Here is a 14,177-nt window from a genome sequence, read left to right as displayed (position 1 = left end):
ACCAGTCCCGCACTGTACTTAGGCTACCGGCGGCTGAACGCCGGGTCTTGTCAAATCTTGCGATCAGCAAGACAACTACTTAAACGGCCTTCGCCGCTATGTCGATATTGTCCGCTCAGAACCTCCGCTCTTTCGAGCTTCAGGTTCTGCCATCAGGATTTCACAGACGCGCTGATGGTTAAAGGGGCTATTTTCCTCGCTATGACGCTGCGAGTAGGCTAGCTACCGACGCGACTCGTGTCGCACGCTTGGGAAGCTGAGGTTCTACCATTGAACTACACCCGCTTGTCTTCATGATTTTAAGCGCTTTCGCTGGCCAGGATCAATCTTTTCGACCACTTTTGCGGTCTATAGCTTGCGTAAGATAAATTGCGTCTTTGGTCGGCCTTAAGTCCGTGGCATGATGTGGTCAGAGCGCCAAAACTTTGGGGTGGAACATGGGGCAAGAGATAGAAAAAGCCCGGTTCTCCGATGCCGATTTCGATAATTTTCGCCAGCGCCTGGAAGCGGAAACTGGATTACTCAGCCGCTATGTCCGTAAGGGCGTGTGTTCGTCGCTGGGACCGATTACCGGGTTCGAGCTGGAATCCTGGCTAGTGGATTCGGAAATGAACCCCGCGCCGGTCAATGCCGCGTTTCTCGAAGCTTTCGGCGGCTCGCTCGCCTGTCCGGAGCTCGCGAAATTCAATGTGGAGTTCAATAGCGTGCCGCAATTCCTACGGGGACAGGTGCTTTCGCAGCTTCGCCTCGATTTGGGCGAACTCTGGCGAAAGGCCTGCGCGGCGGCGGAATCTTTGGGCGTCGAACTCGTGGCGATCGGAATCTTACCTACGGTGCCCTCGGCGGTGCTCAATCTGAACAATATTTCGGAGATGAACCGATACCGGGCGCTAAACGAGCAGATTCTGTCGGCACGTCGCCAGGAGCCTTTGAAACTCGACATTTCCGGTCATCAGCATCTCGCGGTCGAACACCAGGACGTGATGCTGGAATCGGCGGCAACATCGTTTCAGATTCATCTCCAGGTTCCGCTTGAACGGGTACGGGAGTATTTCAATACCGCCATTCTGGTCTCCGCGCCGCTGGTAGCTGTTTCCGCCAATTCGCCGTTCTTGTTCGGAAAGGATCTGTGGGCGGAGACGCGGATTCCTCTGTTCGAGCAAGCGGTCGACAGCGGCGGTTTCCATGAGGCGAGCCACGGCCCCTTGCATAGAGTCGGCTTCGGCAGCGGTTATGCGAGGCACGCTATTACCGAGGTGTTCGAGGAGAATTTTCAACATTATCCGGTTTTGCTGCCGATACTGTCGGAGTGCCCGCCCGAGCAGTTCGCCCATTTGCGGCTGCACAACGGCACCATCTGGCGCTGGAACCGCCCTCTGGTCGGTTTCGATCCCGACGGCCGCCCCCATATCCGAATCGAGCATCGCGTTATTCCCGCAGGGCCGAGCATTGTGGATATGATCGCCAATGCGGCATTCTTTTACGGTTTGGTGGAAGCGTTCGCGAACGAGTACCATGAGCCGTTGATTCCGTTCGCTCAGGCCAAGGATAATTTTTATCAGGCGGCTCGATACGGCCTGGGGGCGCACGTGATTTGGCGGGACGAGACAAAGCTGCCGCTCAAGCCATGGCTTCTGCATGAACTGCTCCCGAAAGCGGAATCCGGTTTAAAGCGATTGGGGTTGGCGGAAGCGGATATCGCCTATTTTTTGGGCATTATCGAGCAACGGATATTATCCGGCCAGACCGGCAGCGAATGGCAACGCCGCTTTATAGAGAAACATCCTGGGGAATTTTCGACCATGACTCGCGAGTATCTGAATCGTCAGAAGAGCGGGGAGCCGGTTCATCGATGGCCGCTCTGATGGATGCTCCGTCTCTGACTCAACTGGACCATGTCCCGCAAGGATTGACCGAGATAGCCGCGGAACGCCTCCATACGATATTGCCGGGACCTACGCTCATTCATCTCCCGGGACGTCAGGAAAGACCCTTGTTCGTGTCCGTTCTGCTTCACGGCAATGAGCCTACCGGCCTACTTGCTGTGCAAAGCTTGCTCAGAAAGTATTCGGACCAGACTTTGCCGCGCGCGCTGTCGGTTTTCATCGGCAATGTCAGTGCGGCGCGGAATGGTGTGCGGCGGCTGGATGGGCAGGTGGATTACAATCGCATTTGGCCCGGAACTACGCATTCCGCTTGCCCTGAGACGGCCATGATGCAGTCGGTAATGGAAGAAATGGCCAGGCGTCGCGTTTTCGCCAGCATCGATGTGCACAACAATACCGGGGTGAACCCTCATTACGCCTGCGTCAACCGGCTGGACCACCGGTTTTTTCGATTGGCGTCCATGTTCAGCCGGTTGGTGATTTATTTTACCTATCCCAAAGGCACCCAAACCTCTGCTTTCGCCCGGCTGTGTCCTGCGGTTACCCTGGAATGCGGCAAACCGGGACAAAAATACGGGAGCGAGCATGTCTTCGAATATTTGGACGCCTGCCTGCACCTCACCGATATACCGGACCACCCGGTTGCATCGCAGGATCTGGATTTTTATCACACGGTCGTACAAGTCACCGTGCGCGAGAACGTGTCCTTCGACTTTTCATCCGAGGACACCGACCTTCGGCTGAACGAAGATTTGGATCATCTTAATTTCACGGAATTGAGCGCCGGGACGGCTTTGGGAATGGTCAAGAACGGCTCGTCCACTCTTCCGTTCATCGCCTGCGACGAATCGGGGCACGATGTCGCCGCCGACTATTTCGAAATTCGCGAAGACCGGCTGGTGCTGAAAAGGGCGGTGATGCCGTCCATGCTGACCTTGGACAAGCGAATTATCCGACAGGACTGCTTCTGCTATTTGATGGAGAGGAAATCGCTCAATCTTTGATGGTGAAAGGAGTCCGGATCTTTTGTATCGTACGCTGTTACGAAGTGCTTACCATCTCCCGGAGCACGGTCTGGACAAGACAGCTTCGCGATGCCGGAACAACCGGCAAATCTACAACTATTAAAACAATATCACTCAGAGGAGAGGCACCATGATAGGCGGCGTTGTCGCAGTGTTGATCGCATACTGGTTTTATCGGAGCGCGGAAGATCGCGGTCTTCCGACTTTTCAATGGGCTTTCGCGGGGCTATTGGCGTTTTACGTACCCAATTTCGCTTGGAGCTTGTTGGTCGCAAAGCCGTGGATTGCTTCACTCCACGTACAGCAAGCAAGCTTCTCGACCGGGCTGATCAATTTTTCATCGGTTGCCCTCGGTCTCGTGTGCGCCGTGCTGGTTCGGCATTTTTTCTTGCTCAAGGCAGCTAAGGCGCAGTAGCAGAAGACAAAAACGCCCCGCCGGCGTGCGCAGGCGGGGCGTTGATGCGGGAAAAACCCGGATTTTAGAGATTGGCCGCGTTCTTGCTCAGGTAATCGGCCACGCCTTCGGGGTTGGCGTTCATGCCGGTCTTGCCTTTGTTCCAGCCGGCCGGGCAAACTTCGCCGTGCTCTTCGCAGAACTGGAGTGCGTCGACCATGCGGACGAGTTCGTCCATGTTACGGCCCAGCGGCAAATCGTTGACGACCTGGTGACGGACGATGCCGCTCCGGTCGATCAGGAAACTACCGCGATAGGCCACGGCCGCGCCTTCCACTTCTACATCGTAAGCCTTGGCGATGGCGTGGCTGACGTCCGCCACCATGGTGTACCGCACCGGGCCGATGCCGCCTTTTTCGACCGGCGTGTTACGCCAGGCGTTGTGGGTGAACTGGGAATCGATGGAAACCGCGATGACTTCTACGCCGCGCTTTTTGAATTCGTCGATACGGTGATCGAGGGCGATCAATTCGGTCGGGCAGACGAAGGTGAAATCCAGCGGATAAAAAACAATGGCGGCGTACTTGCCTTTGGTTTCCTTCGAGAACCAGTAGTTGTCGACGATCTTGCCATCGCCAAGAACAGCGGCCGCTTGAAAATCGGGGGCGGGTTTACCGACTAATACGCTCATCAATCGTCTCCTTTAATTGTGAATTGTGTCAGGTTTAGATGTACTGGCCATAAGCCACGGAAACCGATCCGGTGGCTTCAAAAGCTTCGGTCATCCTTAAAATGACGGCCGAAAGATCAAAATCAAGAGCTATCGATTCTACACAAAAATAGTCAGAAATTCTTCCCGCAATCCACGCGGGATGACGAACGGAAAAGCCTGCCGCGCTTAGATTGTTGCCCGTCGTTTTGCCGGCGACACAGTATTTTTCCGCCGGCAACAATGGCAGGAATACCGCTTGCTCGTGAATTATTAACCCGGCCTATAAATATAGGCCGGGTTAATCCGGGGCAGGGATGCCCCGGCGCGGCGACAAGCCGCGTGAGCCCAGGCTGGGCGTGTACCGGCCTGGGCGGCGGCCCGAAATACCAGGAGGGTATTTACGGGCCTGATTAATAAAAGAACAGCCCTGATTCGGGTGAGGAGGCCGAAGCGTAGCGGCGGCGCGGCATGCGGCCGGCGAGAAAAGCCTCGCGGCCCGCTTCCACGGCCTTTTTCATGGCTTGTGCCATCAGTACGGGGTTTTTCGCCTCCGCAATGGCGGTATTCATCAATACGCCGTGGCAGCCGAGTTCCATGGCGACGGCGGCGTCGGACGCCGTGCCCACGCCGGCGTCCACCAGAATGGGAACCTTGGCGTTTTCGATGATGGTCAGAATGTTGTAGGGGTTGCGTATACCCAATCCGGAGCCGATCGGCGCAGCGAGCGGCATGACGGCGACACAACCGAGCTCTTCGAGTCGTTTGGCCACCACCGGATCATCGCTGGTATAAACCATGACTTCGAATCCTTCCTTGATCAGAATTTCGGCAGCCGCCAAAGTGCCGGTAACGTCCGGATACAGCGTTTTGGGATCGCCCAGCACTTCCAGCTTGACCAGCTTGTGGCCGCCCAAGAGCTCTCGGGCGAGCCGGCAGGTACGCACTGCGTCTTCCACGGTATAACACCCGGCCGTATTGGGCAGCAGGGTGTAACGATCCGGCGGAACCGCATCGAGCAGATTGGGCTGACCGGGGTCTTGCCCGATGTTGCTGCGGCGTATGGCGATCGTGACGATCTCGGCCCCGGAAGCCTCCACGCAACGGCGGGTTTCGTCCAGATCCTTGTATTTCCCGGTCCCGACCAGGAGCCTCGAATGATAAGTGCGGCCGGCGATAACCAAGGGATCGGCTTGTCCGCCGCCAATGGCATGTACGATTTCTATTTTATCGTCCATAGCGAGTCGATGATCTTCATAGTGCCCGTGAGGCACGATTTCGCGGTTCAGTTCTACGGCGATGCGTTTGCCGCCCAGATTCAATTCGGCGATAAGGTCCGCGAGCGTCGCTCCATCAGCTACGGTACGCGGTTCGCCATTGACGAAAATACGCATGATTCAGGTGCTCGATCGGATAAGCTCTGCGGCGGTTTCTTGGCGGCCATGTCGGCGCCGGCGAGCCACGCCTTTCGCCAAGCGTTGCAGCAGAGAGTTGCTGTCGTCCCAGCCGAGGCAGGGATCCGTAATGCTGAGGCCGTATTCCAGCGGCTTGCGCGGCTCGAGTTTCTGATTGCCGGCTTTTAAATGGCTTTCGATCATGACGCCGAAGATGCGGTAATCGCCGGCTTCGAGTTGCATCGCCACATCCGTTCCTACGCTCAATTGGCGGTGATAATCCTTCATGCAGTTGGCGTGACTGAAATCGATCATGATGTTGGGTGGCAGGCCCGCCTTTTCCAGAGCCTGAGCCGTGGCCTCCACGCTCTCGGCATCGTAGTTCGGCTGCTTTCCACCGCGGAGAATTATGTGACTGTCTTCGTTGCCCGTGGTCGAAAAAATGGCTGAATGGCCCGCCTTGGTCAAGGACAGAAAATGATGCGGACGTCTGGCCGCGCTGATGGCGTCTATGGCCACTTTGATACCGCCGTCGGTGGCATTCTTGAAGCCGACGGGGCAGGAAAGGCCGGAAGCCAGTTCACGGTGCACCTGGCTTTCCGTGGTGCGGGCGCCGATCGCCCCCCAGGCGATAAGGTCCGACACGTATTGCGGCGTAATCAGATCGAGATATTCGGTGGCGGACGGCATGCCAATCTGGTTCAGATTGAGCAGCAGTTGCCGGGCTAATCTCAGCCCTTTGTTGATATTGAAGCTCTCGTCCAGACATGGATCGTTGATCAACCCTTTCCAGCCTATCGTGGTCCTGGGCTTCTCGAAGTAAACCCGCATGACGATCACCAGATCGTCGACCAGCTCCCGCTTCGCTTCCAGCAAGCGTCTGGCGTACTCCAGAGCGGCTTCGGGATCGTGAATCGAGCACGGACCTATGACGACGAGCAGGCGGTCGTCCTGGCCGGCCAGAATACGGTGGATTTCCCGGCGCGCTTGTAAAGTCGTCAGCGCGGCCTCTTGGGTGATGGGAAATTCTTCGTGAACCTGTACGGGCGGAATGACCTCCTTAACTTCGCAAATGCGCAAATCGTCCGTGTTGTATTCGTTATGCATTACCGCCATGATCTCCGAGAGCTGTTTCATAGCCTTGTCTTACCGCAGGAATCGCCTCGTTTGCCCAAATAGAAGCGCGTTATAAAAGGTTAAGTATTGTACTCTCCCGAGGAGGGTGGTTCTACCCGATGCAGTGTTTTCCAAAGAAACGGTCCCGAGCGATATCCCGGTTCGGCTTAGGCCGACAAGAACACCGATACCCTACCCGTGAGAAGAACGTTGCCGTTCGATTCGACGGCAAAAGCGTACAGCAAACCGGTTTCATTTCCGTGAAGTTTTTCCGCTCGAATTACGAGCGTGGATTCGATTCTGTTCAAGTACCCGACGGCGAGTTCGAGCTCGCGAACGGCCGCCAGATAGCCCGGTTTCACCGGAGCATCTTGTTTTCCGGCCAACAGGCTCCCATGTATCGCGGCCGCTTGAGCGGCATATTCGATGCCGCATACGGCGCTTAAGCCCTCTTGACGGCGTAGCGGATTATCCGACCGCCGGTGGTTGGTGGCCGACGCGACAATGCGGGTTTCATCCCAGTCGAGTATGTCATCGAGCAAGCACATGGTACCCGCATGAGGGAGCAGGCCAATGAGCTCCGATCGGTCTAGGCGCATGGCTTAAGCCCGACCCGCGCTTGGCCATAACTCAGTTCGGCAGGCTCGGAACGCGCCAGAGCCGCCAAAAGCGGCAGGCTTCGAGCCGCGGGATTGCCGGCGCGCAAGGCCTCGAGCCCCGCATCGTCCATGTGGCCTATGTCGCCCGCATTGGCGGTATCGAGGCCGATCGTCAACTCGCCGAGGCTGTGCTCGGATCTTTCCGAAGCAAGCAGCAGGGAGACCGCAAACGGTGCCAGCAACGGACGAGCCCGGAGAATCGGATCAAGCGGCGGGAAATCATAGGCGACGAGTAGAACCTTCGTGTCTTCGACGAATGCCTGGCCGGCGGTTTCCAGCAGTCCCATGGCGAAGGAGTCGTCGAAGCAGGACAGGCTGGTGGACGCCTGCCGCGAACCGGTCGCGATGCTCCAGTATCCGGATGCCGCGTTGTGGACCGAGTTGTGGAATTGGGTCGGCGAGATCTGCCGCTCGACGGTGGCCAATTCCTCGAAAATCCGATGAATGATTTCGACTTCGCCGCCCGAGGACGTGAATACCGTCGCGATATCTCCCGCGTTTACGTCCGGCGGTAGCGCTTGTTCCGCCACGTCGATCGCGAGCCGGGTAACGGCGGTGCTTCTTCGTCGCTCCGCCGCAGGAAGTCGGCTCGCCAGGAGCCGCGGCAGCTCGCCGCCAGCATAGGCTTGCCGTCCGGCCAAAATCTCGCGGCTCTCCTTCCAGGAGGAAAGCCCGGGACCGATCATGCCGACGCCTTCGACGAATACGCGGATCATGAGCGTTTTCCCAGAACCAGGCTGGCGTTGTTTCCGCCGAAACCGAAGGCGTTGCTGAGGACGGTCCGGACCGGCCGCCGCAGTTCCTCGGTGGCGATCCAGGACGCGATCTCCGGATCGACCCGCTCGGTGTTCAGGCTGCGCGGCACGAAGCTTTCGCGAATGCTCAGGCAACCGACGATGACATTCACGATTCCCGCCGCTCCCAGGGTATGGCCCGTCCAGCCTTTGATCGAGCTGCACGGTACCGCTGCGGCGAAGAGGCCGGACACGGCTTTGTCCTCGGCGGCATCGTTGGCTTTGGTGGCGGTGCCGTGCAGATTGATGTAATCGATAGCGCCCGGATCGATCCCGGCCCGCTGCATGGCCTTGTTCATGGCCTCCGCCGCACCCAGGCCATCGGGATGGGGCGAAGACATGTGGTAGGCGTCGGTGCTTTCGCCGTAGCCGAGCAGCGCGATATCGCCGGTGCCGCGTTCCGGTTTTTCCAGCAGGGCGAAACCGGCCGCTTCTCCGATGGAAATGCCGTTGCGGTCCGCATCGGCAGGGCGGCACGGGGTGGACGATACCAGTTCGAGCGCGGTGAAGCCGTATAGGGTGGTAAAGCAGAGACTGTCGACGCCTCCGACGACTGCCGCATCGCACAGCCCCGTCTGAATCAGGCGCGCGGCGCTGGCGAAAACCTTGCTGCTGGACGAACAAGCCGTGGAGACGACGGATGCGGGGCCCTGCAGATCGAGATAGCGCCGGGTGAAATCGCCCACGGAAAACGTATTCTGGGTCTGCCGATAACGAAAGTCGGGCGGCAGCGCCCCGGTTTCGGGATTGCGCCTCCGATAAGCGGATTCCGTTTCCAGGATGCCGGATGTACTGGTGCCGAGAATCACCGCGATTCTTTCCGGCCCATAGCGCCGCCGGGCGCTTTCCACGGCTTGAACGAAGCCGTCCTGCTCGAGACCGATCCGGGCCAGGCGGTTGTTGCGGCAATCATAATCGCTTAAGCGTCCGCTTACGGGTTCGTTTTCGATTCCGTCGATCCGGCCGATGTAAGTGTCCAGTTCGGTACCCGGAAAGTCGCAGTGGCGAAGACCGCTGCGCTGTTCCCGAAGCGCCGCCGAAGTCGCATTCAGCCCCCTTCCCAGACAGTTGGTCAGGGTGAATGCGGAAATAATCAAAGGCTGCATCAAGTGGGTGTGGAGAAAGATAGCGTGAGATGGCGATGTGAAGAATTCAAGTATTATGCCGAAGACGGATTCCGTCTGGCCAGCATCGCTGCGAAAAGAACCGCGAGAGCCGCGCCCATGGCCACGGTGCTGCCGATGGCGTTGAGAATGTTGACGCTCGATGTTGCCAGAATGCCGAAAGCCATTACTGCGCTGAAGCTGCAAATCAGAAGCGACAGGAGGGTCCGGTTGCGTTCCTCCGGGGTTCGGCTGGGTTTGTTGAAGAACAATGCCTGGTCCATGCCGAGCCCCATTACCAGGAGCAGCGAAACCAGGTGATAAAGCGACAGGCCTCCGTACAGCCTCATCAATACCGCTGCGGTGACGAAAGCCGCAGCGGCCATGGGCGTCACAACCCGCAGCATGCCGCCCGGCGAGCGGAGTCCGAAAGTCAGCAGGATCACGATGGCTGCCACGCTCGCGCCGAGCAAATGAACGGCTTCGCGCCGGTAATCCCGAAGCAGCCGGCTCGATGCCTCGCGAAGATCCAGATAGATGAGGTTCTTGTCCGCCGCGAGCGCCGCCTGCAACTGCGCGGCATCGGCCACGCCGACGAGCGGAACCAGGCCGACCCAGAGCTCGCCATGCCGGAAAAGGAGCGATTCGATCTTGAGCCGGAACGAGGTTCCGGCAAAGCTCGTTTCATCGAGCAGCGGCGTATGTTTCGCATGCGATACGTCGGCGATGAAGGGTTCGAAGGCATTGGGCTTGAAAGACGTTTTCCGGAGCGCTTCATCCAGGTTGCGCCGCAGGATTTCCGTCTCGGGCAAGGCCGACTGCCGATGGCTTTGCGTTTCATGGCTGGGCAGGTAAAGCGCCGCCATGTCGAATCCGGCCATCGTTCCGTTGTCGGCCAGGGGCTGTAGGATTCTTTTCAGATCCTCGCTCCGCCTCAGAACGGTTTCGGCACCGGCGCCGGTTACGACGATCAACTGGCGAAGATCCGGTGCGCCCAGATCGCGGCGCAGGGCTTCGTCCAGCGCTTTGCGGGACTCGGGTACCGGGCTCAGGGCATCGATATCGTCGTTCCAGAGCGACGCGCCGGAGCCGGTTATCCATGCAATCGCGGCGAAGATCAGCAAAGGCGGAACGAAGCGGAACCGGCTTAGCCTTCTGAGAAACTCATCGGCATGCAACCCTCTGACGATCCGGTCGGGTAGGGCGATATGCTGGGGCATGAGCGCCGGCATGATCCAGCGGCAGGTCAGCCCGGCGGCCAGGAGTCCCGTCGCCGCGAAAACGCCCAATTGTGAAAGGCCTTCGAAGCCCGAAAACAGCATCGCGGCAAAGCCCGCCACGTTGGTGAGTATGCCAAGGCGTAGCGTCGGCCAGATCAGGCTTACCGTCTGGCGGCTGGTCTCTCCACGGCGCACATGGGTGAACAGATGGTTGGGATAATCGGCGGCGACGCCGAGCAAGGTCGCGCCGAATCCCAGGGTGATGCCGTGTATCCCGCCGGACCAGAGGCTCACCGCGCAGGTCCCTGCCAAGGCGCCCGTCGCCAGCGGCACCAGGCCGAGCAGGATGACCCGCAGCGACCGGTACACCGCCGCCAACAGCAGCGTGATCGCCAACGTATTGAGCAGGGACAGCCTAACGGCATCCTGCGTGATGGTGGCGTTGGCTTCCACCGAAAACGCGCCAGGGCCGCTCAGGAGCAGCTCGACCGAGCGGTTTCCCTTGACCGCCGCGAAGCTCTCCCGAATCGCAGCCACGGCTTCGGCCTGGGCATCCAGATCGAAAGCAGGCTCTTTCGTCTCCGCCACGAGCAGCGCCCGACGGCCGTCCGGCGAGAACCAGACGCCCTGTCGGAGCGAAGGCCCCGCGGATTTCATCCAAGGCCGCAAGGTTTCGAGGAATTCGCCGGTCGGATCGCGGGGCAGGAATTCCTTTTCCAATAAACCGGCCGGCGAGGCCAGTTCCGCCAGGCGCGCTTCCAAGGCTTGCCGGAGCCCTTCCGCGCCGAACCGCTGTTCGCTGACCTTAGGGCTCAAGAGATAGCGATTTTCGAACAGAAATTCCCGGTCTGCCGCGGAAAGCCCTTGAGTCCCGTTGTCGATCCGCACGAACGCGCGGTTCTCCCGCAACCGTTCCGCCAGGCGTCGACTGACCTCGGCCAGATCGGATTCCTTGTCTCCCTCCAGCGCCATGAGCAGCAGGCGGGACGCGACTCCGTGACGCAACTGCTCGACCAGGATCTGCTCCGCGATTCCCGCCTTTTTCGGGAGAAAATGCGTGAGGTCGGTGGAAATTGGTGTGCGGAACAGCGCGATCCATGCGCCTGCCGCCATGAGGACCAGCCACACGAAGACCGGCAGGCGCTCCCTCACGGCCGATGCTCGATGGTCATGACGGAGGTGTCGCCCCCGGTTTCCTCGATTTCGACTCGATCGATGCGGTCGCCGCTGCCTCGAATCCGGATGAACCGAACCAGCTTGGCCATATCCGGTTCGGTGGGCACCAGGGCCAGCAGCCAATTACGTTTCGATCCGCCGAAGCTGACTTTGTAAAAGCGGTTCAGGGTCGCGAGATCGCCCGCCAGCGGCGCCCTGATGCTTTCCACGAAAGCCCAGATGGCGGGTTGGGAAGCCAGCGAAAGGGTCTGTTTGACGCCTTTTGCGGGATTCTCGATGGTCAGGGAGTCGCCATCCACCGTATAGCGCTCCTCGAAGGGGGAAAGCACCCGTTTTTCGAGGAACGACGGCGCGCGGTAGATCAACGTGCCGCTCAGGCGCATGGGTTCCTTGAGGAGCGCCATGGTCTTGATTTCGGTATAGCGTTTCTCGCCGCTCTCGATGCGGGACAGTGCGCTCATCAGCGCATCGATGTCCCAGCGCTCGGCCGCGCCAGCCAGGGTTACCGCCAAAATGAAGCTGAGCGGAATGACGAGCCAACGCGAGATATACGGTATGCGTCGCGCCAGGCAGCACGCCCGGCCCGTTCTTGTCCCAAAAGTCATAGGATGCCTATTGTTCTGATTCTTCGAGTAGGTTTCGGCGATATATCGAACGCCGGAAGGGTATCTGAATAATCAATGATCGCGATGGGTGATGCGAGGTTGCCTACATGATAGTAAGGCGTCCCCCGGCAGGGAATAGCGGCGCGCTTTATCCGCTCCCATCTGGACGTTTCTCAAGGTCTAGCCCGGATTTCTCACGTCTCTTCGTCGCGATGGCGCCGAGGCGCCGGTGTGGCGCGCCGCACGGATTGAGCGACGGGGAAGGCGTAGCCGATACTACGTCGAGTCGGCGCGAGGGGCGAGGCGGAGAAGCCCATCCTCCGGTGAAGGATGGGCCTGCCGATCGGGCGGCCAAGGAAGGCCGCCCTGGACGTTGCGCGCAGCCGGATGGCGCAGCGCAAAGACGGCGCGTCACGGCGAGCGAATAGGCGTCCGCAGTAGAAGGGGGGTGAGAAATGTGGGCTAGAGCATTTTCATACCGACTGTACGGGCATTCGCGCGTAGGTCGGGAATCCTTCCCAATCGCAAACGGTCGCTTTATTAACCCGGCCTATAAATATAGGCCGGGTTAATCGGGGGCAGGAATGCCCCGGCGCGGCGACAAGCCGCGTGAGCCCAGGCCGGGCGTGTACCGGCCTGGGCGGCGGCCCGAAATACCAGGAGGGTATTTACGGGCCTGATTAATAGTCGCGACCCTTCCAATCGCAAACGGGCCTTTAATCGGCCCCTTCCAATCGCAAACGTCGCTTTAGTCGCGACCTTCCAATCGCAAACGGCGTCGTCGGGAGCGCCGAAGCCGCCCTTCCCGACGCCACGTCCCGGCCGAGCGTCTTCGTCGGAAGGGTCGCGACTAAAGCGACCGTTTGCGATTGGGAAAGGATTGCCGACCTACGAATGCTTGAATCAATTCACCCGAGCCGAAGGCGCCAACGACTTTCGCCAAGCCTGTTTTGCCGTACGAGCGAGATGCAAACGCTCTAGGGGCTATTCGCCGCCGGTTTCGGTGCTGAATTACGCCATAAGAGCTTGGATGTAGATAACGGCGTGATCAGCGACGTGGATCGCCGCCACATGAATTGCAATTTCATCCTGTGAAGCGGTTTTTCAGGGCTGGGTGTGAAGGTTCTTATAAGTGCCTGTTTTTACGTTAAAACCGAATCGAATAAGCTTGGCACATAAGCTGCTACCTGCTATAGGCCTGTCCGTCAGGCTTGTCCTAGAACTGATAACCTTTTATTCCAGAGGAGATGTTTCATGTACGAGGACAGACCCCCACTCGATCCCCATCCGTTGAGCCCCTACGTGGCTTGGGCGGGGCATCGCAACCGTGATTCCATCTTGGAAATGCTGAAAACGCTGCTCCCGAAAAACGAGGCCCACGTGCTCGAATTTGCCTCGGGGAGCGGCATGCACCTGCATTACTTCGCGCCGCATTTCGAGCATCTGCAATTCCATCCCACGGACATGAACGAGGAGGTGTTTCCGAACATCGAGAAGCTGACGGCGGAGAGCGGCCTCGGCAATATCCGGAAACCGCGCCGGCTGGATCTCACCCAGCCGGACACATGGCCTGATCCGGACGAGGAGGAGTTCCACGCCATTTACTGCATCAACATTTTTCAGGTTGCACCGGTCTCCATCGCCGACGGCATGATGCAGTGCGCTTCCGAGGTATTGGCGGACGACGGCCTTCTGTTCATCTATGGCCCCTTCAAGATCGACGGGCGATTCACCACACCATCGAACGAAGAATTCGATCGGACCCTGCGTTCGGCCGGCGTGCCGGAATGGGGCTTGAAGGATACGGCCGACCTGAACCGGGCTGCCGCCAAACACGGCATGAAGCTGGACAAAGCCATGGACATGCCCGCCAACAACTTCGCCCTCATCTACCGCCGGGGCTAATAGGCGGCTTGTCTTTTACAACAACAATCCTTAGGAGGAAATCATATGAGCCAGATCCTGACCGAAGTTCTAAACGCCAACCAAGGCTATGCTGCCAGTTTCAACAAGGGCCATCTTCCCTTGCCGCCGGGGCGGCATTTCGCGATCCTGACCTGTATGGACGCGCGCCTCGATCCTGCCAAGTACGCCGG

The 14,177-nt window shown here is 58.9% G+C and carries 13 protein-coding genes and 1 pseudogene; 5 read left to right on the top strand and 9 right to left on the bottom strand.

Going from position 1 to position 14,177, the window contains the following annotated elements; translation table 11 throughout:
- Positions 1-437 precede the first annotated feature (437 nt).
- The 3 genes from JOD69_RS16185 (at position 438) to JOD69_RS16175 (ending at position 3,326) form a co-directional block, all read left to right on the top strand.
- Entirely contained in the window at positions 438-1,865 is a 1,428-nt protein-coding gene (locus JOD69_RS16185; RefSeq protein WP_086134480.1) for a glutamate--cysteine ligase, read from the top strand.
- The gene (locus tag JOD69_RS16180; RefSeq protein WP_077731625.1) at positions 1,853-2,890 is read left to right on the top strand and encodes a M14 family metallopeptidase; all 1,038 of its coding nucleotides are present in this window, start codon (positions 1,853-1,855) and stop codon (positions 2,888-2,890) included. The genes JOD69_RS16185 and JOD69_RS16180 overlap by 13 nt, the downstream gene beginning before the upstream one ends.
- 151 nt (positions 2,891-3,041) lie before the next feature.
- Entirely contained in the window at positions 3,042-3,326 is a 285-nt protein-coding gene (locus JOD69_RS16175; RefSeq protein ID WP_077731626.1) for a hypothetical protein, read from the top strand.
- 64 nt (positions 3,327-3,390) lie between these two features.
- Here JOD69_RS16175 and JOD69_RS16170 read toward each other — a convergent pair whose 3' ends face one another.
- The 9 genes from JOD69_RS16170 to JOD69_RS16130 form a co-directional block, all read right to left on the bottom strand.
- Complete coding sequence (locus JOD69_RS16170; protein ID WP_086134481.1) at positions 3,391-3,996, bottom strand: peroxiredoxin C; 606 nt, start codon at positions 3,994-3,996, stop codon at positions 3,391-3,393.
- A gap of 34 nt (positions 3,997-4,030) precedes the next feature.
- Positions 4,031-4,258: a hypothetical protein gene (locus tag JOD69_RS16165; protein WP_086134482.1), complete on the bottom strand. Its 228-nt coding sequence runs from the start codon at positions 4,256-4,258 to the stop codon at positions 4,031-4,033.
- Between the two features lie 169 nt (positions 4,259-4,427).
- A complete protein-coding gene (thiS, locus tag JOD69_RS16160) occupies positions 4,428-5,408 on the bottom strand; it encodes a sulfur carrier protein ThiS (RefSeq protein ID WP_086134483.1) in 981 nt (326 codons plus the stop codon).
- 3 nt (positions 5,409-5,411) lie between these two features.
- Positions 5,412-6,515 carry a 3-deoxy-7-phosphoheptulonate synthase AroG gene (gene aroG, locus JOD69_RS16155; RefSeq protein ID WP_077731687.1) on the bottom strand — a complete coding sequence of 368 codons (1,104 nt, stop codon included), beginning with the start codon at positions 6,513-6,515 and terminating at the stop codon, positions 5,412-5,414.
- 176 nt (positions 6,516-6,691) lie between these two features.
- Entirely contained in the window at positions 6,692-7,123 is a 432-nt protein-coding gene (locus JOD69_RS16150) for a hypothetical protein (protein WP_077731630.1), read from the bottom strand.
- The gene (locus JOD69_RS16145; protein ID WP_086134484.1) at positions 7,114-7,899 is read right to left on the bottom strand and encodes a beta-ketoacyl synthase chain length factor; all 786 of its coding nucleotides are present in this window, start codon (positions 7,897-7,899) and stop codon (positions 7,114-7,116) included. The genes JOD69_RS16150 and JOD69_RS16145 overlap by 10 nt, the downstream gene beginning before the upstream one ends.
- Positions 7,896-9,083 (bottom strand): beta-ketoacyl-[acyl-carrier-protein] synthase family protein, encoded by a 1,188-nt coding sequence (locus JOD69_RS16140; protein WP_086134485.1) that lies wholly within the window; start codon positions 9,081-9,083, stop codon positions 7,896-7,898. Before JOD69_RS16140 ends, JOD69_RS16145 begins: the two co-directional genes overlap by 4 nt.
- Positions 9,084-9,136: 53 nt before the next feature.
- Positions 9,137-11,452 carry an MMPL family transporter gene (locus JOD69_RS16135; protein ID WP_077731633.1) on the bottom strand — a complete coding sequence of 772 codons (2,316 nt, stop codon included), beginning with the start codon at positions 11,450-11,452 and terminating at the stop codon, positions 9,137-9,139.
- Complete coding sequence (locus JOD69_RS16130; RefSeq protein ID WP_086134486.1) at positions 11,449-12,081, bottom strand: LolA-related protein; 633 nt, start codon at positions 12,079-12,081, stop codon at positions 11,449-11,451. Before JOD69_RS16130 ends, JOD69_RS16135 begins: the two co-directional genes overlap by 4 nt.
- Positions 12,082-13,335: 1,254 nt before the next feature.
- Here JOD69_RS16130 and JOD69_RS16125 point away from each other — a divergent pair.
- Positions 13,336-13,986, top strand: a complete 651-nt coding sequence (locus tag JOD69_RS16125; RefSeq protein WP_086134487.1) for a DUF938 domain-containing protein — start codon at positions 13,336-13,338, stop codon at positions 13,984-13,986.
- Positions 13,987-14,031: 45 nt separating this feature from the next.
- Positions 14,032-14,177, top strand: a pseudogene (locus JOD69_RS24755) (carbonic anhydrase); the annotation flags it as partial.

Origin of the sequence: Methylocaldum sp. RMAD-M (assembly GCF_017832375.1) — a bacterium.
Classification (GTDB): Bacteria; Pseudomonadota; Gammaproteobacteria; order Methylococcales; family Methylococcaceae; genus Methylocaldum.
Note: the sequence above shows the minus strand (reverse complement) of the source record. Positions and strands in the feature narration are given on the sequence as shown.